At 60.2% G+C, this 21,939-nt stretch carries 18 protein-coding genes and 3 tRNA genes; 11 read left to right on the top strand and 10 right to left on the bottom strand.

The window, feature by feature from the left end; genetic code table 11:
- Positions 1-217: 217 nt before the first annotated feature.
- Entirely contained in the window at positions 218-787 is a 570-nt protein-coding gene (dcd, locus tag DWG20_RS00355) for a dCTP deaminase (RefSeq protein WP_115431882.1), read from the bottom strand.
- Positions 788-930: 143 nt separating this feature from the next.
- Between dcd and bfr the strand changes: the two genes are divergently transcribed.
- Complete coding sequence (bfr, locus tag DWG20_RS00350) at positions 931-1,404, top strand: bacterioferritin (RefSeq protein ID WP_115431881.1); 474 nt, start codon at positions 931-933, stop codon at positions 1,402-1,404.
- A 57-nt stretch (positions 1,405-1,461) separates the two neighbouring features.
- The gene (locus DWG20_RS00345) at positions 1,462-2,400 is read left to right on the top strand and encodes a dihydroorotate oxidase (protein WP_115431880.1); all 939 of its coding nucleotides are present in this window, start codon (positions 1,462-1,464) and stop codon (positions 2,398-2,400) included.
- A gap of 159 nt (positions 2,401-2,559) precedes the next feature.
- Here the strand turns inward: DWG20_RS00345 and DWG20_RS00340 are convergent, their stop codons facing one another.
- Positions 2,560-2,817 (bottom strand): hypothetical protein, encoded by a 258-nt coding sequence (locus DWG20_RS00340; protein ID WP_115431879.1) that lies wholly within the window; start codon positions 2,815-2,817, stop codon positions 2,560-2,562.
- 178 nt (positions 2,818-2,995) lie between these two features.
- Between DWG20_RS00340 and DWG20_RS00335 the strand changes: the two genes are divergently transcribed.
- Positions 2,996-4,435, top strand: a complete 1,440-nt coding sequence (locus tag DWG20_RS00335; protein WP_115431878.1) for an aminotransferase-like domain-containing protein — start codon at positions 2,996-2,998, stop codon at positions 4,433-4,435.
- 77 nt (positions 4,436-4,512) lie between these two features.
- Here DWG20_RS00335 and DWG20_RS00330 read toward each other — a convergent pair whose 3' ends face one another.
- The 3 genes from DWG20_RS00330 to DWG20_RS00320 form a co-directional block, all read right to left on the bottom strand.
- Entirely contained in the window at positions 4,513-5,961 is a 1,449-nt protein-coding gene (locus DWG20_RS00330) for a catalase (RefSeq protein ID WP_115431877.1), read from the bottom strand.
- A gap of 281 nt (positions 5,962-6,242) precedes the next feature.
- Positions 6,243-7,025 (bottom strand): dioxygenase family protein, encoded by a 783-nt coding sequence (locus tag DWG20_RS00325; protein WP_166726901.1) that lies wholly within the window; start codon positions 7,023-7,025, stop codon positions 6,243-6,245.
- Positions 7,026-7,138: 113 nt separating this feature from the next.
- Complete coding sequence (locus DWG20_RS00320; protein WP_115431875.1) at positions 7,139-8,041, bottom strand: recombination-associated protein RdgC; 903 nt, start codon at positions 8,039-8,041, stop codon at positions 7,139-7,141.
- A 91-nt stretch (positions 8,042-8,132) separates the two neighbouring features.
- On the opposite strand from DWG20_RS00320, the gene DWG20_RS00315 reads away from it, so the two are divergent.
- The 4 genes from DWG20_RS00315 to DWG20_RS00300 all read left to right on the top strand — a co-directional run bounded on the left by DWG20_RS00315 (position 8,133) and on the right by DWG20_RS00300 (position 9,610).
- A tRNA-Pro gene (locus DWG20_RS00315) sits at positions 8,133-8,209 on the top strand.
- Positions 8,210-8,283: 74 nt separating this feature from the next.
- A tRNA-Pro gene (locus DWG20_RS00310) sits at positions 8,284-8,360 on the top strand.
- A gap of 56 nt (positions 8,361-8,416) precedes the next feature.
- Positions 8,417-8,492: transfer RNA gene (locus DWG20_RS00305), tRNA-Thr, on the top strand.
- Positions 8,493-8,608: 116 nt separating this feature from the next.
- Positions 8,609-9,610 (top strand): site-specific integrase, encoded by a 1,002-nt coding sequence (locus DWG20_RS00300; protein ID WP_115431874.1) that lies wholly within the window; start codon positions 8,609-8,611, stop codon positions 9,608-9,610.
- 1,244 nt (positions 9,611-10,854) lie between these two features.
- Here DWG20_RS00300 and DWG20_RS00295 read toward each other — a convergent pair.
- The 3 genes from DWG20_RS00295 to DWG20_RS00285 all read right to left on the bottom strand — a co-directional run bounded on the left by DWG20_RS00295 (position 10,855) and on the right by DWG20_RS00285 (position 13,510).
- Positions 10,855-11,184, bottom strand: a complete 330-nt coding sequence (locus DWG20_RS00295; protein WP_220271988.1) for a helix-turn-helix domain-containing protein — start codon at positions 11,182-11,184, stop codon at positions 10,855-10,857.
- Positions 11,185-11,808: 624 nt separating this feature from the next.
- Positions 11,809-13,092: a Y-family DNA polymerase gene (locus DWG20_RS00290; RefSeq protein WP_115431872.1), complete on the bottom strand. Its 1,284-nt coding sequence runs from the start codon at positions 13,090-13,092 to the stop codon at positions 11,809-11,811.
- A gap of 10 nt (positions 13,093-13,102) precedes the next feature.
- Positions 13,103-13,510, bottom strand: a complete 408-nt coding sequence (locus DWG20_RS00285; RefSeq protein ID WP_220271987.1) for a LexA family protein — start codon at positions 13,508-13,510, stop codon at positions 13,103-13,105.
- Between the two features lie 988 nt (positions 13,511-14,498).
- On the opposite strand from DWG20_RS00285, the gene DWG20_RS00275 reads away from it, so the two are divergent.
- The 4 genes from DWG20_RS00275 to DWG20_RS00265 all read left to right on the top strand — a co-directional run bounded on the left by DWG20_RS00275 (position 14,499) and on the right by DWG20_RS00265 (position 17,712).
- Positions 14,499-14,861, top strand: a complete 363-nt coding sequence (locus tag DWG20_RS00275; RefSeq protein WP_147289894.1) for a hypothetical protein — start codon at positions 14,499-14,501, stop codon at positions 14,859-14,861.
- A gap of 423 nt (positions 14,862-15,284) precedes the next feature.
- On the top strand, positions 15,285-15,950 hold the full coding sequence (locus DWG20_RS00270) for an SOS response-associated peptidase family protein (RefSeq protein WP_220271986.1): 666 nt from the start codon (positions 15,285-15,287) through the stop codon (positions 15,948-15,950).
- A 212-nt stretch (positions 15,951-16,162) separates the two neighbouring features.
- Positions 16,163-16,705, top strand: coding sequence for a PD-(D/E)XK nuclease family protein (locus DWG20_RS15850; protein ID WP_147289893.1), 543 nt, complete (start codon positions 16,163-16,165; stop codon positions 16,703-16,705).
- Entirely contained in the window at positions 16,702-17,712 is a 1,011-nt protein-coding gene (locus DWG20_RS00265) for a DUF2779 domain-containing protein (RefSeq protein WP_147289892.1), read from the top strand. The genes DWG20_RS15850 and DWG20_RS00265 overlap by 4 nt, the downstream gene beginning before the upstream one ends.
- Positions 17,713-18,116: 404 nt before the next feature.
- Here the strand turns inward: DWG20_RS00265 and DWG20_RS16225 are convergent, their stop codons facing one another.
- Both DWG20_RS16225 and DWG20_RS15845 read right to left on the bottom strand, forming a co-directional pair.
- Entirely contained in the window at positions 18,117-20,102 is a 1,986-nt protein-coding gene (locus DWG20_RS16225; RefSeq protein WP_220271985.1) for a site-specific integrase, read from the bottom strand.
- Positions 20,103-20,479: 377 nt separating this feature from the next.
- Complete coding sequence (locus DWG20_RS15845) at positions 20,480-21,937, bottom strand: hypothetical protein (protein ID WP_147289891.1); 1,458 nt, start codon at positions 21,935-21,937, stop codon at positions 20,480-20,482.
- Positions 21,938-21,939: the final 2 nt, after the last annotated feature.

The raw sequence follows: 21,939 nt of genomic DNA, 5'->3' as shown, positions 1-21,939 counted from the left end.
GAGGAAATCCCGGCGCGTCGCGTCTCGGAAGAAAAAAAAGGAGCGCTGCGGCAAGGGGGAACCGCAACGCCCCAAACAAAACAGCTGTAACCCTGAGTGCCCTGCGGCACATGTTCATGTTAGTTCAGCTTTATGCCGCCCGCAGGCGAAAATACCCGCGGTTTATCAGGCATGAAAAAACCGCCGTGAGGCGGTTGGCAAGGCGGTCAGGCGGCGTTTACGGGCGCGGCAGCGTGACACCGCTCTGGCCCATGTACTTGCCGGCGCGGTCCTTGTACGACACGTCGCACACCTCGTCGGATTCGAAGAACAGCACCTGGGCGACGCCTTCGTTGGCGTAGATCTTGGCCGGCAGCGGCGTGGTGTTAGAGAACTCCAGCGTCACGTAGCCTTCCCATTCCGGCTCGAACGGCGTGACGTTGACGATGATGCCGCAACGCGCGTAGGTCGACTTGCCGAGGCACACCGTCAGCACCGAGCGCGGGATGCGGAAGTACTCGACGGTGCGCGCCAGCGCGAACGAGTTCGGCGGGATGATGCAGTAGCCCTTGCCCGACACCTCTACGAAGGAGTCCGGGTCGAAGTTCTTCGGGTCGACGATGGTGCTGTTGATGTTGGTGAACACCTTGAATTCGTCGGCGCAGCGGATATCGTAGCCGTAGCTCGACGTGCCGAAGGAGATCACCTTTTCGCCGTTGACGGACTTGATCTGGTTCGACTCGAACGGGGCGATCATGCCGTCCTGCTCGGCCATGCGGCGGATCCACTTGTCGGACTTGATGCTCATTCGTTGACCTTCGGGGCAAATCGCAATGCCCGATTGTACCCGCGGCGGCGAAGCGGGCGCCAGCCGTCTTATAATGGGGCGATTGGCCTGCGCCCGACGGCGCCGCCCCCGGAACTCGTGCTTCGAACCATAAGGAAAACCCCGTGCAAGGTCATCCGCAAATCATCGCCCTCCTGAACGATCTGCTCGCCGAGGAACTGTCCGCCGCCGACCAGTACTTCATCCATGCCGAGATGTATGAAGACTTCGGCTTCAAGAAGCTGTTCGAGCGCATCAACCACGAACGCGAGGACGAGCTCGAACACGCGCGCACGCTGATCCGCCGCATCCTCTTCCTCGGCGGCAAGCCCGACGTGGCTAAACGCCTGCCGATCAAGGTCGGCGGCGACGTGCCGGAAATGCTGAAGTTCGACCTCGAGGTCGAATACCGCGTCGCCGACGAACTGAAAAAGGTGATCGCGGTCTGCGAGGCCGAGAAGGACTATGTCACGCGCGAACAGCTGATGGTGCTGCTCGAGGAGACCGAGAACGACCACGCGCACTGGCTCGAACAGCAGCTGAAGCTGATCGACCTGACCGGCCTGGAAAACTACCAGCAGAGCCGGACCGGCGCATAAGGCCCGCCTGCGCTAAAATGGCGCGTCAGATTTTTTTACGCAATTCCCGAGGCTTACATGGATATCGATCTTTCCGTCTCCTGGCTCGGGCTCGAAATGAAGAGCCCGCTCTACAACGCGTCCGGCGTGATGTGCCGCAGCGTCGAAGACCTGGAGGCGATGCGCGCCTCCAGCGCCGGCGCGCTGATCACTAAGAGCTGCACGCTCGAGCCGCGCGAGGGCAACCCGGAGCCGCGCTATTTCGCGACAAAGCTTGGCACCATCAACTCGATGGGGCTGCCGAACTACGGCTACCAGTACTACCTCGACTACGCCGAGCAGTACGACTACGCAAACAACAAGCCGCTGTTCATCTCGATCTCGGGCATGACGCTGGCCGACAACCTGGCGATCATCAAGGCCTTCCACGAGCGCGAACTGCCGTGCATCCTGGAGGTGAACCTGTCGTGTCCGAACCTGCCGGGCAAGCCGCAGCTCGGCTACGACCTGCCGGCCGCGCAGAACGCGCTGGAAAAGATCTGTGAATTCTACGACCGTCCGTTCGGCGTGAAACTGCCGCCGTACTTCGACGTGTCGCACTTCGACCAGGCCGCCGAGGTGTTCAACCGCTTCGATCTGCTGAAGTACGTGACCTGCATCAACTCGGTCGGCAACGGCCTGGTGATCGACGTCGACGCCGAGTCGGTGGTGATCAAGCCGAAGGACGGTCTCGGCGGTATCGGCGGTGACTACGTGCTGCCGACCTCGCTGGCCAACGTGCGCGAGTTCGTGCGCCGTTTGCCGGGCAAGCAGGTGGTCGGTTGCGGCGGCGTCAAGAGCGGCGCCGAAGCCTTCATGCACATCCTGGCCGGCGCGATCACCGTGCAGGTCGGTTCCTGCCTGTATGAAGAGGGCGTCGGCGCCTTCGACCGCATCGCGCAGGAACTGAAGGACCTGATGGCGGCCAAGGGCTACCAGAAGCTCGACGACTTCCGCGGCAAGCTCAAGACGCTGTAAGGCGCTGTCCCAAAAAAAGCGCCCCTGCGCGGCATGCCGGCAGGGGCGTTGTCCATGGCGTCTCGGCAGGGCGGATCGCGCCGGGCCGCCGAGGCGTCGTCGGGACGCAGGCTCGGCCAGGGCGCCAGAGGCGGACGTTGGCCGAGGGAGGGGAAGCCTTTAGGCGAGGCGACGGCGCGATTCGATGAGGCGGCCGAACGCGACCGGCGCGCTGTCGGACAGGCGCAGTTGCAGCGCGCCGCCCATCGCCTCGACCACCGCGCCGGCCGGGTCGGTGATGTCGATCGCGAAGCCGCAGCGCAGTTTCACGTCCTGGCCGTGCTGGGTGAGCCAGCCGATGCCGCCGACGCACTCCCAGCGGCTGCCGGTGGGCAGGCGTATGACTTCATTGGGGGTCAGACTGAGCTGGGTGTTCATGGCACATCTCCTGGCGAGTCACAGCGAATCGTCAGGATACGAGCGCGGTCAAGCGCGTAACAGACACAGCGCTGCACTATCTGAACCGGTGCATTAGAGTACAGAAGGGCGCTGTACCGCCCGGGAAGACCCGGAACTGTACCTGACTGTCATGAATGGCCTGCGGCAAGATGGAACCATGAAACCCGAAACGCTCCCGCTGTACGAAAAAGTCGCCGACGAGATCGCCGGCATGATCGCCTCCGGCACCTTCCGTCCCGGCGAGCGACTGCCGTCACTGCGCGAGGTGCGCATGCGCCGGCAGGTCAGCATGACCACGGTGCAGGAGTCTTTCCGACTGCTCGAAGACCGCGGCCTGATCGAGGCGCGGCCGCAGTCGGGCTTTTTCGTGCGCGCGCGCCAGCCGGCGCCGCCGGCGGTGTCGTGTCCGTGCCCCGAGCCGCAGCCGGTGGTGACCAACCCACTGATGTGGCGCTACCTGCGCTACGTCGCCGCCTCCGGTGGCGAGACCAGCTTCGCCTGCGCGACGCCGGCAGCCGAGCTGTACCCGGCGCGCGCGCTCAACAGCCTGCTCGCGCAGGTGATGCGCCAGCAGCCGGGGCTGTTGGCCGAGTACGGCCGCAGCGACGGCCTGCCCGAGCTGTGCCGGCAGATCGCGCGGCGCACGCTCGACTGGGGGCACGCGCTGTCGGCCGACGACGTGCTGATCACCAACGGCTGCATCGAGGCGCTCAACCTGTGCCTGCAGGCGGTGACGCAGCCGGGCGACGTGGTCGCGATCGAGTCGCCGTGCTACTTCGGCGTGCTGCAGCTGCTGGAAAACCGCGGCCTGAAGGGGCTGGAGATCCCGACCGACCCGCTGACCGGCATGTCGCTCGAGGCGCTCGAGCTGGCGACGCGCTCGGGCGACGTGAAGGCGGTGATCGTCGCCAGCAACTTCAGCAACCCGCTCGGCGCGCTGATGCCCGAAGACCACAAGCGTCGCCTGGTGACGATGCTCGACGCGCGCAATATCCCGCTGATCGAGGACGACGTCTACGGCGATTTCTACTTCGGCCGCGAGCGCCCGTTGCCGGCCAAGGCGTTCGACCGCTCGGGCAATGTGCTGTACTGCACCTCGTTTACCAAGCAGGCGTTGCCGGGGCTGCGCGTCGGCTGGGTCGCCGGCGGCCGTTACCACGCGCAGTTGCAGATGCAGAAGTTCTCGGTCAGCTTCTGTACGCCTCCCTTGATGCAGGCGGTGACCGCCGAATTCCTCGCCGCCGGCGGTTTCGACCGCCACATGCGCCAGTTGCGCCGCACACTGTGCCGCCAGGTGCGCGAGACGCTGGAAGTCGTGCAGGACGCCTTCCCCGAGGGCACGAGGTTGGCCGAGCCGCAGGGCGGGTTCTTGCTGTGGCTGGAGTTGCCAGAGGGGGCCGACAGCCGCGCGCTGTTCGACGCGGCGCTGGAAGAGGGGATCGGTTTCACGCCGGGCCAGCTGTTCTCTCCACGCGATGAATTCTCGCGTTGCCTGAGGCTGTCTTGCGGTTTCCCGCTGACGCCGCGCCGCGAGGCGGCGCTGCGTCGTCTGGGCGAACTCGCGCGTCTTCAATTGGAAGACCGGGGCCAGGGCTAGGCTCGGCCAACTGTGCTCAAGGGAACGCAATAAAAAAACGGGTGGCGAAAGCCACCCGTTTTGCGTTGCCGGAGCCGTTATTTGAGCGCGGCGAGCGCGCGCCTGACGCCTGCACCGTAGGCCGGGTCGGCCTGGTCGAAGTGCGCGAGCTGGCGTTCCTGCACCTCGGGCCGTGCGCCGGACAGCGATCGCGCGATGTTGCCGAACAGCCTTTCCTGCTCGTCGGACGGCAGCAGGCGGAACAGGTCGCCCGGCTGCGTGTAGTAATCGTCGTCGTCGGCGCGGTGGTCGAAGCGCCAGGCGACCGCTTCGGCCAGCGCCAGCGGCGGCTCGGTCAGCGACGGCTGGTCGACCGCGCTGTCCGGCCGCGTGCCCGGCTGGTAGTTGGCCGAGCCGCCGTACGGCGCGGTCTGCATCGCACCGTCGCGGTGCGCGCCGTGGAAGGGGCAGCGCGGCGCGTTGACCGGCAGCTGGCCGTGGTTGACGCCGAGCCGGTAGCGCTGCGTGTCGCCGTAGGAGAACAGCCGGCCCTGCAGCATGCGGTCGGGCGAGAAGCCGATGCCCGGCACGACGTTGCCCGGGTTGAACGCCGCCTGCTCGACCTCGGCGAAGTAGTTCTCCGGGTTGCGGTTCAGCTCCAGCTCGCCGACCTCGATCAGCGGGTAGTCCTTGTGCGACCACACCTTGGTCAGGTCGAACGGGTTGAAGCGGTAGGTCGCCGCCCCGGCCTCGGGCATGATCTGCACGCACACGCGCCATTTCGGATGGTTGCCGCGCTCGATGTTGTCGAACAGGTCGCGCTGCGCGCTTTCCCTGTCGTGGCCGACCAGCGTCGCCGCCTCGGCGTCGGTGTAGTGGGTGATGCCCTGGCGGCTCTTGAAGTGGAACTTCACCCAGTAGCGTTCACCGTCGTCGTTGACGAGGCTGAAGGTGTGGCTGCCGAAACCGTGCATCTCGCGGAAGTTCTTCGGGATGCCGCGGTCGCTCATCAGGATGGTGACCTGGTGCAGGCTCTCCGGGTGCAGGCTCCAGAAGTCCCACGCGGCGTCAGGGTTGCGCAGGTTGGTCTTCGGGTCGCGCTTTTGCGTATGGATGAAGTCGGGGAATTTCAGCGGGTCGCGGATGAAGAACACCGGCGTGTTGTTGCCGACCAGGTCCCAGTTGCCTTCCTCCGTATAGAACTTCAGCGCGAAGCCGCGCACGTCGCGCTCGGCGTCGGCCGCGCCGCGCTCGCCGGCCACGGTCGAGAAGCGCAGGAACACCGGCGTCTGTTTGCCGACGCCGTTGAACAGCTTGGCTTGGGTGTAGCGGGCGATGTCCTGGGTCAGCGTGAAGGTGCCGTAGGCGCCCGAGCCCTTGGCGTGCACCACGCGCTCCGGAATGCGCTCGCGGTCGAAGTGGGCGAGCTTCTCCAGCAGCCAGATGTCCTGCAGCAGTACCGGGCCGCGCGCGCCGGCAGTAAGGCTGTTCTGGTTGTCGGCGACCGGCGCGCCGGCGGCGGTGGTGAGTTTGGCGGGTTCGCTCATGACCTTCCTCCTCGAGTGTGGGTAAGACCTTGGAATGTTAGTTCCGGCGCTGTGGCTATGCCAGCCACGCAAAGCCGGCGAGGATTTCATACTGGGCGTCTCGCCAACGTTGTTCTGTGTTCATCGCAGTCTCCCGCCGGGTGATGAACGCAGTATGGGAAAGGTTTATTGCTTTGTTAAATTGATAATTGATTTGTGATTTATTTTATTTATCAAACTGGGCAGCAAAAACCGCAAGACCGCTTGGGGCGGCCCCGCGGTGTGCTCAGGCCTTCACGGCCTTAATCGAATCGCCAGCAGGCCATCGACAGCGAACCGTAGCGCCAGTTGTCGTACAGCTTGACCGGCGTCGCACCGGGGCTGGCCGCGCCGAGCGCGACGAACAGCGGCAGGAAGTGCTCAGGGGTCGGATGGTTCTGCTTGGCATGTGGCGCGCTTTGTTGCCAGTCGGCGAGCGCTTCGTCCTCGCGCGCGTGCAGCCGCGCATCGGCCCAGCGCGAGAAGGCGTCCGCCCATTCGGCCGGCGGCGCGCCGTCGCTTTCCATCGCCCACAGATTGTGGATATAGCCCCCCGAACCGACGATCAGAACCCCCTGTTGCCGCAGAAAGGCCAAGGCGCCGCCGAGTCGCAGCAGCCCTTTGGCGCCGAGCGACAGCGGAAGCGACAGCGCAACCAGCGGGATGCTGGCGTCCGGGTACATCAGCGACAGTGGCACCCATGCGCCGTGGTCGAGCGGCCGGTCGTGGCTGACCTGACATTCGAAGCCCGCCTCGGAAAGCAGGGCGGGCAGTCGGGCGGCGAGGGCGGTATCGCTCCTGGCCGGGTAGCGGATGTCGTACAGGGCGGGTGGAAAGCCGGAGAAGTCGTGCCAGGTGGCCGGTTGCGGCGTCTGGTTGATTACCAGGCTGCGCGTCGCCCAGTGGGCGGACACGATCAGGATCACCGAGGGTGTCGGCAGCGTGCGGCCGAGCGTACGCAGATGTTCGGCGTCGGGACCGGTTTCGAGCGCCAGCTCCGGGGCACCGTGCGAGATGAACAGGGCGGGTTGGGTTTGTGTTTGCATCACACACCTCCTTTCTAGCACGCAGGGCCCGGCCATCACGGTTGGCCGAGCCCCATATCGTGCTGATTTGATTGTAGAACCTATTGGAGGCGTGTGAATGGGGCGGATTTTGCTTACGTGGGCGCCAGGCCGCCGAGCTGCTCGACGAGCGCGTCGACCAGCTCGCCCAGTTCGGCGCTCATCAGGATGAAGGTCGCCTCGAACAGCGCCGCCATGTCGTCGCCGGCCTGGCTCGCTTCTTCCTGCAAGACGTCGAGGAACTGGATGCGCTTCAGTTGCAGCGAGTCGGTCAGCACGAAGCTGATCTTCTCGTTCCACGTCAGCCCGAGGCGCGTCACCTGCTTGCCGTTGGCGATATGCTGGCGGATCTCGTCGCTGGTCAAATCCATGCGCGTCACGCGCACCACCGCGCCGTTCTCGCCCGGTGCCTTCAGCTCGCACTCGCTGTCGAGCTCGAAGCCGTTGCCGACCACGCCGTCGGCGAGCCAGCTCGTCATCGCGGTCGACGGCGACAGCTCGGTGTTCGGCAGCCGTGCCGGGAAGCCGGCGATGCCCTCGCGGATTTCCGAGATCAGCGTCTCGGCGCGGCTCGCGGTGCCGGTATCGACCATCAGCCAGCCGCGCGCATTGTCGAAGTAGGCGGTGGTGCGGCCGGTCTTGGTGAAGGCGCGCGGTAACAGGTCGTCGGTGACCTGCTCCTTCAGCGCCTGTTTTTCCTTGCGGCCGACCTTGCGCAGTTCCTTGTCTTCGATCTCGGTCACGCGGGCGTCGACGAAGTCGCGGACCACCGCGCCCGGCAACACTTTTTCCTCGCGTTTCAGCGCGACGAGCCAGGCATCGCGTGCCGAGAATATGAACTCGCCGGTGCCCGGCGCAGGCGATATCCAGCCGACGCTCGACCAGTCGAGACCCCCGCAAGGATGGAACGGTCGTTTAGCCAATGCCTCGGCCAACGTTTGCGCGTCGGCGATGGCATCCCCTTCGATGCGATAAAAAGATAGTTGCTTAAACCACATATTTGTTAGATAATGCGCGTCCTCTGAAACGAAGATTGTACCGCATAAGCGGCACCGGGTACGAATGCCGTTTGAGGGAAGTTGGAAGAATCGGAGTGTAGCTTAGCCTGGTAGAGCGCTACGTTCGGGACGTAGAGGCCGGAGGTTCGAATCCTCTCACTCCGACCAGAGTTTCCAAAAAGAGCTTGCAAAATCGCGGAAAATAGATTAAATTTTCGCAACTTCGCAGCAAATGAAGTTTTCGGGGTGTAGCTTAGCCTGGTAGAGCGCTACGTTCGGGACGTAGAGGCCGGAGGTTCGAATCCTCTCACCCCGACCAGATTTAAAAAGCCTTGATGATCCTTTCTCGTCAAGGCTTTTTTGCCAAGTTGGTTTGCCGTTGTAGCTCAGTTGGTAGAGCAACTGATTCGTAATCAGTAGGTCGAGTGTTCGATTCACTTCAACGGCACCATTAAAATCAAGGGGTTAGCGTTCATGCGCTAACCCCTTTCGCCTTTTCTCGGGTTTTTGCTGCAATTATGCTGCACTTCCCGAGCTATACCCTGTATCCAACCAAGGAACAGGGACATGGCAACCATCAATCATCGCGGTCCGCATCAGTATCAAGTCACCATCCGTCGCAAAGGGTTTCCTACGCAAACCAAGACGTTCGAAACCAAGCGGGAGGCGCAAGCTTGGGCGAATACCATCGAGTCGGAGATGGCTCGAGGTGTCTTTGTTGACCGTTCAGAAGCAGAGCGCACCACGTTGGGGGAGGCGCTTCAGCGCTACGCCCGGGAGGTAACCCCTCGAAAGAAGAGTGCGGCAAAGGAGCTCAGCACCCTTCGCAAATGGCTTGCCCATCCCCTGGCGGCCAGAACCTTGGCTTCGCTCCGGAGTGTGGACTTTGCTACTTATCGCGATGCTAGACTGAAAGAAGTAGGCGCGAACACGGTGCGTCTTGAGCTGGCGCTCATATCGCATTTGTTCACGACGCTGCGCGGCGAGTGGAGTATCCCCATTGATAACCCTATTACGTCTATTCGCAAACCGGAGCTGCCGCCAGGACGAGACCGCCGCCTGGTCGGCGATGAGGAGGCACGCCTGCTTGCCGCAGCGAGCGATAGCATGACTCCGTCGCTCTTGCTCGCAATCCAACTCGCCATTGAAACCGGGATGCGCGCTGGGGAAATTGTGCAGCTCACATGGTGGCAAATTGACCTGGCCGCCAAAGTCATCAGATTGCCCAAGACCAAGAACGGTGCAGCACGAGTCGTGCCCCTGTCCAAGAAGGCTGAGAGGTTGCTACGCGCTCTTCCATGTTCGCTGGGCCGCGGTACGCGGCTCATGACGTTTCATGACTCGAACGGTCTGTCTGCAGCCTTTCGGCGGGATTGCGCGCGAGCGGGCATAGAAGGGTTGTGTTTCCACGATTTGCGGCATGAAGCGGCCTCCAGAATAGCCCCGAAGATGGAAGTCGCAACGCTGGCAAAAGTCATTGGGTGGAAGACTTTGCAGATGGCGATGCGCTACTACAATCCGACCGATGCAGAGCTGGTCCATGCCGTACGTAAGACAAGGGCAGGGTGACGTGGGCCATTCAAAGGGCCTTGCTTCCAGCCCGATGAGGTCACTTGCCGGCTGGTTCCTCTTAGCTGCTGTGTAAGATTTGGCTGCCAGGGGCAATTCACTTGGCAACAGTAAAGGGTGTTGACTACTCAAGAGAAAGACCGGGTATCGAGCATGACGCTCGGTCTTGAGTCGAACAATCCCTACGAGCTATTGCCTCATCTCGCTATCTGACCGGCCAAGGTCAGAAGTCGTCCTTCCCGCCGCCAAGCGGGGAGGGCGGCACTTCACTGCAACGGACCGCCAAGCCCAGCCACACACTTTCGCAAACGCTCCAACATTTCGGAACACGGCGCCAGCCGTGCCGCCATTTTCATGGCTCCCCAGGTGCTTCGGTCGTATCGCACATGAGTCAAACCCTACTCAGTCAGTCTCCCACTCTCTGCCATCGACCCGTGCGGTGCCACCCGACACGGTACGGAGAGAGGTTCCCACGTTAGTTACCAGCTACTGCGCAACGTGGCGCCACTGTCTCCACATTCCCCTAGCCTTCCGGCTCCCCGCAGGTTTCCCCGGCCCGATGTTCCATAGCGGCTCAGGTACTCAGGTCATGCTTCATCGACTACGAACCACGGCTTCATGCCTATGGCTCCGCGTTGCTCCGCACAGCGCCCATCGAGGGGCGCCGTTACACGCTTGAGCTATCCAGAGGCCCCCGGTTTCCCGTGGTGCCGACTGCGCTAGGTTTCCTTTTGCAGCCCTCGTGCATCGCTGCACGCTCATCAGCCTACGTGTGCGGTACGGGTTGCGCCCTTGCGGTACGTCCCCCGAGCCGGCCTTGAACCGGCTTTCACCAGGTAACAGGTCGCCAGGCCATTTCCTGCCTGACGCCGTTTCCGTGTCGCCCAACGTCCTGCCGGCGGGAGACGGCTGATTGGGTCGAAGGAGGGGGGGCACCCTCCAGCGCCCTTCGCAGCCGCACCAGCCCTATTAGAGGCATGCGGCTACAGCGTTTGCTCGGCTCCAGGTTGGCGACCTGGAACCTGCCGGGGTGGCGACCCGACATGCCCTTTCGGGCGCGTGTGTTTGCAGACTGGCGGCCTGCTAGCTGGACCCTCTGCTTTGCGTCCGAAGGTTCACCGAGCAGGCCACCGTGCTTGCGAGTCATCCCGGCCTTCGCCGTGGTGCCTGCCCTTGCCAACACGGCGGTCCTGTCTGCGTATAGCGTGTCCAACAAACAATCGTTTTCTGGATACGCTGAAGCCTCAGTCCTGAGTCTTGCTCCTTGGCTTGCTGGCGCGCTGGCGCGGTTTGGCCTCTCTGGTCAGCATCAATGGGTTGATAGTCGCTACAGGAGCAATGGTCTCCAACCATTGCTCGCGCCCGAGCGCACGAAGTACCTGGATGAGTGTACGCAACGACGAGCCATTACCACTTTCAAGATTCCGCAATGTCCGCACACTGATGCCAGCGCGCTCCGCAAGCGTGGTCTGTTCAAGATTTCGATGCACGCGTAGCGTTTTCAGCCGGTCGCCCAGGGCGGCCTCCATTTCCTCTGGCGTTTGATGCCTTCGAGTATGGTTCGGCATTTGCATTCTCTTCTCCCTCGATATGCTTCTGAAGTCTAGTGCAACTAACGGCAATATTTTGCCCGTAAAGCGACCAATGTTCCATAACAGGAAAGATATTGCCTGTAATAACAGGGCTTTTTGGGGTTGAAGGTCACCGGATTTGTGCGGCTTGAGGCGACGTCAAAGGCAAGGTCACTACATTTGTACGATGGAGTGCACCGTACATAGGCAAGGTCACCAGAATTGTCCTGACTGCCGCCTCTGGTGTGAGCAAAACCACCCGAAATACGTGGTTTAGCACTGGTTACACCGCCGCATCCGGACAATCTTGGTGACTTTGCCTACTCTGCCTGGCGAGTCATGAGAACAAGCGGACAATTTCGGTGACCTTTCTCCATGACATTTCCCAGTCTTAACCCGCTGCTGAGCCTATCGCTGTCGATAGTGGTAACAAGTCCTGCACTGAGGGCAGCCAAAGGGATGAAATTTCGGTGCCATGACCCAACTTTCCACCTAAAGGATGCTTGCTGCTGCATGAACAAGTCTCACTTCCCGCGAAGTTTCAAGGAGTTTCATCAGAAATGAAACTCCTTGAACTCTTGTGCAGCCGCCGGACAATCTTGGTGGCCTTGCTAGTAGTTGTACGGCTCAGCGGGCCATGACGGTCGGCAGGTCGTCCCAACTGGTGGTGTACTCCGGCGAGCGGCGGCCACGCCGTTGGTGCCACGGCCGCACCGGCCCGTCGGACAGCTGCTGTAGCGCCGTTCGACCTAGTTGCCGATTGCGCCGGTCGACCGCCTGCATCAACGCGTCGGACAGCGCGTCGTCGCACGGGCCGAACAGGCTACCCTGCAGGTACCGTTTCGGCCGCAGTTCGGACAGCATCACCGCCGCTTTCTGGTAGCCGTAGCCGGGTCGATACAGCAGCGCCAACAGTTTAAGCGCCCAGGCGGTCAGCACTCGCGTGTCGGCGCTGGGCTCCGGCAAGGGCACCATAGAGCCGTGCATACGCGGCTTATCTTCCGGGCTGGACGGTTTGGTGCGGAGGTAGAGGTGCACGGCCCCGGCCAACGAGTCTTGCGCGCGCAGTTTCTCGCCGGCCCTTGCCATATAACAGCGAACCGCCTCGCGCAGATTGGGAAGGTCGTAGACGGTATGCCCGAATGTTCGACCGCACATGATTTGCTGACGCTCGTGCACGGCTTGGTCGAGTCCCAGGCAGGAGATGCCGCGCAACTCCAGTACCGTCCGCTTCAGCGGCACTCCGAAGCGTGCGCGGACCAGTTCGCTGTCCGCATCGCGCAGCTCGCGCACGGTGCGAATGTCCAGGTCGTGCAGCCGAATCGCAATCCGCGGGCCGACGCCCCACACCTCGTCGACCGCGATACTGCCGAACAGCTCGTCCAGTGCCTCTTGGGCCTGTTGGGTGAAGTCGCAGACACCGTCTTCGCCGGCCCAGCCCTTCTTGGCGCTGCGGTTGGCTAGTTCTGCCAGTGTCTTGGTCTGGGCGATGCCGACACAGACCGGCAGGCCGAGCCAGCGGGCGATAAGGCGGCGTATCTCTTGCCCGTACGCGGTCAGGTCGGCCCCTGGCACATTAGCCACCGAGCTCAAGTCCAGGAATGCTTCGTCAATTGAGTACCGCTCTATCGGGCCAAACTGACGTAGTACCTCGGCGTCGCGGTCGCTCAAATCGCCGTATAAGGTGTAGTTCGACGCCATCGCCACGATGCCGGCCTGGCGGGCGACCGGCTCGAGCTGGAACCAGGCGGCGCCCATCGGGATGCCCAGCGCCTTCGCCTCGCGGCTGCGGGCGATGACACAGCCGAGGTTGTTCGACAGCACCACCAGCGGCCGGCCCGCGAGCGTCGGGTCGAACAGCATCTCGACCGACGCGTAGAAATTGTCACAATCAACCAACGCGAACAGCATGGTCAAGCCCTCAAGCGGGGACCCGCTTGAACGTGCCGACGACGACGCCCCAAACGGTAAACTCGCCATCCGGCCTCAGCTCCAGCGCCGGGGTGAGCGGGTCGTCGCTGACCAGAAGCAGGCGGCCGGCGCGGCCGACGAGACGCTTGACCAGCCGTTCACCGTGCCCAAACACCACGACAACCTGGCCTGGTCTGGGCTCGACGCTCTTGTCGACGACCAGGATGTCGCCGTCGTGGATACCGGACCTAGCCAGCGCGTCCCCCCGGGCCTTGAACAGGAAGGTCGCGGCGGGGTTTCGCACCAGGTAGGCGGTGATGTCTAGTCGACGCTTCCGGTAATCTGTGGCAGGCGACGGGAAGCCGGTAGTGCGCGCTTCGGCAACCTCTGGCTCAGGCGGCGACACCGGCTGGAGCAAGTCGGGGAACTCTTCCTGCGGCGCAGGATGGGCACGGGACAGGGGCAAGGGGCGGCGGGAGGTAGGCTGAACCATGGTACGGTCGACACGGCAGGGTTTCTGTCATTCTAGACCGCCGGCGTGTCGCGCCGCGGCGGTGCGGCTGTCCGCCCCGGGATGGCGACGAAACCGGCCGAAAACTCCTCACCTTTCGCGGTGCCGCAGCCGGCTGGGCGGCTGTCCGCGCTGAAATGGCGACAAAACTGGCCCAAAACCCTCACCTTTCACGGTGTCGCAGCAGGCGGTGCGGCTGCCCGAACACCACGACAATCTGGCCTGGGCGGAGCTCGACGCTCTTGTCGTAAGTATGTTGTCCGGCAGCTGTTGCATGGCAGCTGCCTGTAGCTCGACTAGGCAGCTGGCGGCTTGCCCTTTTTCCTGGCCAGGTATTCGGCGGCGTAATGTCGGGTTTGGTAGGGAAGGAGCTCTCCAAATCGCGGTGAGAAGTTGTCTGTAATACCCCAGCTCACCGCTAGAGGGTCCCGGCTTCTGGTTGGCAATGGGTGCTCGGGCAGGAATGGTTCAATCGCGGCCATCAGCTGCATCTTCCGTTCCTTGTCTAGTGTGTTCACCCGCAGGAGCCGGGAGACGAGATAACCGACGACCGGACGTAGTTCAGGCTCCAGCAACGAGAGGTCTGGGATGTCTATGTGGTACCAGATACGCTCCGCGACCGTCCTCAATAGCGCATGGGGCGCGCTCTGTAGTCCTTGTCGGGCTATTTCACGAAGCAAAGCCTCTAGGTCGCTCATCAACAAAACCTACGTCTGTGGTTGTCCCTCGCTCACCATCATCAAGCGGATTGGCATTGCTCAGACGATGATGTTCGATGTTGTCGCCATACAGGCACTGTAGTGCCATCGTCAATGGCGCCCGCGCCGTTATGCAGTTGCAGTGCAGTCAGGCGCGATAAGGGGTCGTACTGGCGGCGTTGGCTCAGGTGTCCCGATTGGCGGCCGCGCAGACGTACGGTCTCGCGGTGCAGATTGTCGCGCTCCAGGTCGGTGATGGCCTCGCTGTTCCACAGCGTCCGCAGTCAATGCCCGGAGCCGTTTTCATAGAGGTGCTCGAGCACCATGTCGCATGGCTTGATGGGCATCTGCAGCAGCGCCGCATGCTGGCATTTCGGTGTGTCACCTCTCAGTTGCTTTGCTACTGCTTCACGCAGAATCGCCACTTCCTGGTTGGCCAGTTCCCGATTTTTGGTGGAGTCATGTCATCTGACATGGGCGCGGAGTGCCTGCATGGCAAGGGAGTTTTGGGTTCTCTATCACGAAGTATCATCGAGTTTGAGAAGTGTCAAATCCGATGATACTTCTTGATACTTTGAGCCGAATCCAACCGGTGCAGCCGAGTTCCGGCCGCAACAATTCAGCGGGCCATTATTAGTCACGCCGGTCGACAGTCCAGTGGGGTTGAACCCGGTGTGTGAGGCTGAGACCAGTCCTGCGGATTGATGCCTATGTTAGTACATCAACACCGACCGATGGTTGCTGACGGTGACGGCTTGGCATGAATTTCTCACGGGACAGGGGCAAGGGACGGCGGGAGGTAGGCTGAACCATGGTACGGTCGATACGGCAGGGTTTCTGTCATTCTAGACCGCCGGCGTGTCGCGCCGCGGCGCCGGGGCAGCACTGGCCACCGCAAGGCCTGCACACCGGGCACCCACCGTGCTAAATCACCCGATGAGCGGCGGCAGACTGGACTCGGTTTGCCGCTCAGGAACGGAGGCATGGCGATGTGCGGTCGTTTCAACACTCTAGATACACAGGAACTGCGGGAGCTACTGCAGCGGCTTGGCGTCCAGGCGCTGCCCGAGTTCCGGCGCGACATCTGTCCGGGTCAATACGCTCACTTCGTCATCGAGCGTAACGGCGAGCGCCAGTTGTTGAACGGGATGTGGTCGTTACTCATCGAGCCCCGCCCGAGCGGCGTCGGGTTCCGGCCCAAGCCGAAATACAGCACGTTGAACGCGCGCAGCGATAACCTGATGACCCTCAAGTCGTGGCGCGAGCGCTATCCGCGTCAGCGTGCCATCGTCCCGGCCACCGCGTTTCACGAATGGCGAGACGGTCAGTGCTACGCGATTACGCAACCGGGGGCCGTTGCATTCGGCAGTCTCTACGAGTTGTGGCCATACGGCGAGCAGCTGGTACCCGCGTTCAGCATCATCACCGTCCCGCCCCATCCCAAACTTTCCCATATCCACGAAAAAAGCCTGCCGTTGCTGTTGGAGCCGGGAGATTTCGACACCTGGTTGAGCCCCGAGTTTAGCCATGTCGACGATTTCGCCGACTTGCTGCAGCCGCGACTGCGCCGGCCGTTGCTGGTCACGCCGGTCGACAGTCCGAAAGGGTTGAACCCGGTGGGCGAGACAGAATTCATTGCGGCGGATTGATGCCAATGTTAGTGAATGCCGTAGTTCATGCCGTGAATCCCCTTTCTCTGATGAGAATTTTCTTCGGCAAACGTAGGCTCCAGCCACGCCTATCACAGCTTAAGCGCCATACAAATGACATTTTGCATCCAGTGCCAGCCAATGCTATCAATCAATGGTCATGAGCATCGCCGATGTCACATGACTACACATGACCATTGGGGGAGGGGGACATGCTGTCGAAGTCAGACTTGCAATCGTTGCTGCAATGCCCACGCAAACTGTGGTTGGAACATCATCATCCCGGCCTAGCTCCAATAGATGACCCCCAAAGCTATCGGCGAGTACGGGACGGAAACCAGGTTGGGGAAAAAGCACGGAAACAATTAGGCCGGAACATCCTTTGGCCCCAATCCAGTGACCATCCTTCAGAAGCCGCAGCCAATGCGCGTCATTTACTAGCCCAGTATCCTGACATACCGGCTGTCGAAGTACCAATGGAACATGATGGTCTTTATGCTCGGGCAGATGCATTAATACCTTTAGGTAACTCATATGTGCTTCAGGAAACCAAAGCATCTAGTTTTCCACTGAAAGACGACAAAATCACGCTCGATAAGCCACAAGAACACCACCTGGATGATTTGGCAATTCAAGCCTGGATTATGTGGAAAAGTGGTCTACCCATTGCTCATACAGAGCTGAACCTGCTCAACAATCGGTGGCGATACCCTGGTGGGGGGATTACGCAGGGCTGTTTCGACAGTTGGATGTGACAGAAGAGGTAAATAGGAGACTAGCAAAAGTACCCATCTGGCTTCAAACAGCAGAAGATGTACTCGCCGGTTCAATGCCCGATGTCAAGACGGGCAAACAATGCACATCCCCTTACAATTGCCCCTACAAGGCGCTCTGTGAACCGCTTGACCCACCCCGGCCGGAGCACCCTATCGAGCTACTTCCGGATGCGGCGGGAAAAAAGCTGGCAAATAAACTGCACCTGACCAAGGGTTACACTTCAATCCTGGACCCCACCTCAGACGAACTTCAGGGAGCGCAAGCTGACCTTTATTTCAGAATTCAGCAAGCACACCGCACGGGGCAACAAATCGTCGTCCCTGGTGCTGACGAGGTATTGGCCGGATACGGCTATCCACGTTACTACTTTGACTTCGAGGGTATCGACCTCCCTGTACCACTTTGGACAGGTGTGCGTCCTTATGAGCAAATTCCATTTCAATGGTCATGCCACATCGAACGTGCTCCGGGAGTCTTCGACCATGGTGAGTTTCTTGACCTAAGTGGCAATGACCCTTCGCTAGCATGTATCCAGCAAATGCAGAAAGTTATAAACCAATATGATAATGGTCCTATTTTTGTCTATTTTGCTACATACGAACGTGGCCGCTTACAGGAGCTAAAACAACGCCACCCTCAATATGCAGATTTGCTGCAACCCTACATTGACCGCCTTGTTGACTTGCTCCCAATTGTTAAACAGCACTTTTACCACCCCAGCATGCAAGGCTCCTTTTCAATCAAGAAAGTTCTTCCGGTCATAGCGCCGGATTTGGACTATGGTTCACTCGATGAAGTGCATGATGGCACAGGTGCTCAGGTTGCTTATCTAAAAGCGGCGTTGGAGCCGCATGTACCCGCTCAACAGAAGGCTGAAACAGAATCGAACTTGCGGCACTATTGCAGGCAGGACACTTGGGCGATGGTTGAGGTTGCCTATTTCCTTGCTGGAGTAGGGCGCCCAGTTCGCCCATACGGAATGTGATGCGATGTCGCAACTCTGGGCCAGCCACATGAAGAAGTGGCAGCAAGGCCTGTTTATTCAGGGTTAGGCGGACGACGACGAGTGGCTCGCTGACGAGGCTTAGCCACCTTCGTCCTATTCACTGGATTGATGGAGACCACTGGGGCGATGGTGTCTAACCATACCTGTGCAGAGACATAGGTATCGACAGTCGCATAGTCAATTTTCACGTCAATCAGGATTTTCCTTTACACGAGATTACGGTTTTTGAATTTTCATGGGTCGCATCATTCCCACACGGTTTTGCGAATAGCCCTTCTTGCTAGACGAGGCCAGCTAACTCTCAGCAAGCCCAACACGTAGTGTTGGGCTTTTTTTGACAGGATGATGAGATTGAAAAGACGGCGGCTCCAAACCTTATCGGCTCACATACGGCTGAACTGCGGCCCGAGCAACCGTCCCATTTCCATTGCCCCGTCGTTGCTGGTCAGGCCGTCATAATGCTTCTCGATGGTCGCCACTCGGTCATTCAGTACACGTGCTGCCGTTTTGTGGGTGCCTCCTTCGGCCTTCAAAATGGAGGTGGCCACGATGTGTCGGAAAGCATGGGCCCTGAAGCCAGAGCACTGGGGAATGTACTTTGCTGTCAGCTCGCGCACCTTTGCGCTCAATTCGGCCCAAGGGCGATGGTGTGTCGACCCTTTTTCAAGCCTTGTCAGAAAGACCAGGTCGGAAGGAAATCGCAAAAGCTTGGGCCGATAGATGAACAGGTAGCGCTCAAGGTCTTGCCAGGCGGAGGGCTGCACCGCGCAGTCATAGATGGAGTCCCCCGCTGCACCGTTTCGGTTTTTAAACTTGGGTTTGGAGATGCGAATCCACCAAGACTTGTCTGCTCGCTGATAGAGTTCACCCTTATTGTCGGGGCGCCACGTTAAGTGCGCCAGGTTTCTCAGGCGAAGCGGATTTGAGATGAGGAGCTTGATGAGAGCCAGGTCTCTGGCCCAGATTGCCTCCAGAGAAGGGGAGCCCACCGGACGGTTGGCGCGCATCCGTTGAATCATATCCACGATGGCTTCCATGGGCTGCCGCAGTTCGACGAGCGTGCGGATGGGCTCAAACGAGTCCCGGGAAACGTCGATTTCTCCCTGGTAGGCAGACACCAGTTGCTCGGTCAGGTCAAACTGCCGTTCGCAGAGCTTCGTCCACTCTTCAGTGGAGTACGCAGCAGGGAGAGTCGCTTGTTTTTCGGGACTCTGCCAAAGGTAACCATAACGCGGGCGGACAAGCGAGGCTACGAAAGCCAGAAACTGGGTTGTGCCCTGGTTGCGCTTTCCTACACGCTCTTTACACCAGTCCAGATATTCTTCTAGGAAGTCGGGGACCGCCAACCATGCCAGCGTCTGGACGCTGTCTACCGAAAGCCCTTTGCCACCGCGCTCTTGAGCAAGGGACAGCCAGCCAAGATAGGAGGATGTCTTGAACCAAGCGATGCGTGCAGATGCCACCTCTTTCCCATCAAGAAACGCCCACCAATTTGCGTCTGTGCTCGGGGAAAGCGGGCAAGGCGAGAGTCGCCACTTACCACGTTTGGTCCGTTTTAACCTGGGGACAGCACAAGTCTTATACGTTACATATTCGAGCCATTGCTGGCGCAAGGGTGAATCCGGCCCCGGTTTGCAGCAATAATGCTGTTGGGTAAGTGCCAGGACTGTTTGATTGTATTGAATCGGGGCGGGCGGCCCACCAAGCTGGGCTTTGTAACCACGCGGTTTAACGCCAGCGAGGGTAATGAGGCTGTTTCGTTCCAAGCCGAAGAACCCTTCAATGCGCATCAGGTACTTGGCGCTGGATGGTCGAGGTTGCTTGCCTAACAGCCAGCCCCTGAGCATGTCTTGAGGAACACCGGCTTGCTTGGCAACGCGCTTCACGGGGGAGTCGGCCATGACACTCTTAAGCGCCTGGACGAACGGAGTGCCTTTCTCCGTGGCTAGGGCCAGTGCGGTATCGTATTCGATGACGGCGTCGCGCCAAGGGCGAAAGGCAGCACGAGTGTTTGAGATGGAGCGTGGTGAACGTCCTTCCTCTTCCAGCATTCGAATGAGCCGTTCAATGGCTTCTGGATGCTTGAAGCGCATTTCGTCGCCGACGACATCGTCGAGGCGCATTTTGTTGGCGCGTAGGAAGTTGCGCAGGGCGGTTGCCCGGTTGGCGGCGGTCTGCTCGTTCAGGCCGTCCAACTGCACTTTTCGGGTTTGCTCGTCCAGTAGACTTTGGTAAGTAAGAGGGGGCATGAGCCTTCCATGGGCCCGCTTTTTCTTCTCTTTCGGCGTCTGCGATGCAGTTAGAGACGACGGAGTGAAATACCTGCCAATGATGTAACCTGTTGATTTATCGTGTATGTCCTTGCTCACTTTGCCTCTCCTTTAAAATTAGAAGGAGGCAAAGCTGCAGGTATGGCTCGGTAGAAAAAAATGCAGGCATTAATCTGCTCGCTCTCGGTATAGTGCGGAGAGCGGGTGATGATGGAACACAACTCGGACCTTGGTGGCCGGGAGCTAGTCGCTAGGACGGGTGGTTTCCATTGCGGCCTGCTCGGACTTTCGGTCGCTGACGGATGGTATCTGTCAGGCTCTCGCGGTGGCGCAGTCGAGCTGGTTTGGCAGCCTCTTCGATTCCAGCAGCACCTCTTTCCTCGTCATCGAGCGTCAATAGGAGGGCAGTTGTAGAGCACTAGCGGGATGTTTGCTGCTGCCGAAGAACCTGGCGGTCGGGTCCTTCGGCAAGCGGCTTACATGATAGTGTATGGCTCAGCCCGGCCGGCTTGTCGTGCTGCGCGATTCGCCGCGACCTTGGCCTGGTCGAGGTCATACTTCTTCTGGTACTTGGCCACAGGGTCGGTTTCGGCGTCGTATTTCGCCTGTGCGACTTGAACATTAGAGACAGCTAGTTGGTAGGCCTCGTAGTCTTGCTTTTCCGCCTCACCGGCCGCCGCCCGATTGGCTGGCAGTTTGGCCTCAAGGGCAGCACTGATGCCCGGAGCCGCTGCCACGGCAACCTTAGAGATGAAGGTCAAAAACTTACGCGGCTCTTTCATTTCAGTGACAGAAGCGCTTACCGTTACCCGGCCCATGTCTATCGCAGTAGGAGCATCTTGCGGCGGGTCGTTGTCTTTCAACCGCTGCTGGAAAGCCTCCTGAGCAGCCGTAAGCTCCAATTTGGCAATATTTGCATCCACTGGACACTCCGGAGCGGCTATCGGTGAAAGCCCTTTCTTGAGTTTGTTGTTGTAGGCGGCGACCTTGGCACAGTATGTCCGTGCTTTAGCTTGGTAGTTTCGGTCAGTCCACGGTGAGGGAGGGTCCGGTTGTTCGGCGAGTTTGGCGAGATTCGCCTTTTCCTTATCGGTCAAGGTCGGCGCCAGGTATGCAGGGGATTCAGACCCGGCAAAGTAGAACTTGCCAAGGTAGGTTTTCGGTGGCACCTCCCGGAATGGGAAAAGCGTGGAAGCAATCACCGATTTGGGGTCCCCGGCCTTGCTAATTGCAATACTGACTGCCAAGTTGCGGGTATCCGAGGAGAGCATTTTTGGTTCCACCGGCTTCTCGTAATACAGCGTGGTTGGTTTAAGCGTAAACATGTTCTTGGTCTTGTCAGGTACGACTGCCGCCTGGAAGAGGAGTCGCACCCACCCCACTTCCGGATACGCTGATTTCAGTTGGGTGAACATGCGAGCAAGTTCGCTAGCCTTCGGATTGTCGGGCAAGGCCCAGGAGCGCGCTTCCGTTCGGAATGAGCCCGATATCATAATGACACACCGACTGTTGACGTTCAGATTCACGTTCCCTTTCCCGTCTGGTTTTGCTAAATAAAACCACCCATTAGCTGGGAACGCCGACAGGGCATGTGCTTCTTGCTCTTGCGCCGCTACTTGCAATGAGGCAGCTACGAAGTTGACGGCGGTGTCGATAATCGGCTTAGCAATGCCCACAGGTAACGCAAATGACCTAACCTTTGCAAGGTCTGCCTCCCATTCCGTACTAGGCTTGTCCGTAGTCGGCGCAGGCGGTTTGCTGGTCTCCGTTCCTGCAGGACGTTCTGGGTCAAGGCACTGGCCGAGGTATACCCTAGTTTCCTCTTTCAGCACCGCGCCGACGATGTCGGTCGTGTTGGATGACTCATCAGCCGCAAAGGCTGATGCCAATGGGACCAGGGGCAGCCAAGCAAGCAATACTGCGTGTTTTCGCATTT

Origin of the sequence: Crenobacter cavernae, assembly GCF_003355495.1 — a bacterium.
GTDB lineage: Bacteria > Pseudomonadota > Gammaproteobacteria > Burkholderiales > Chromobacteriaceae > Crenobacter > Crenobacter cavernae.
The sequence above is the reverse complement of the archived record's forward strand: the minus strand, read 5'-3'. Positions and strand labels throughout refer to the sequence as shown.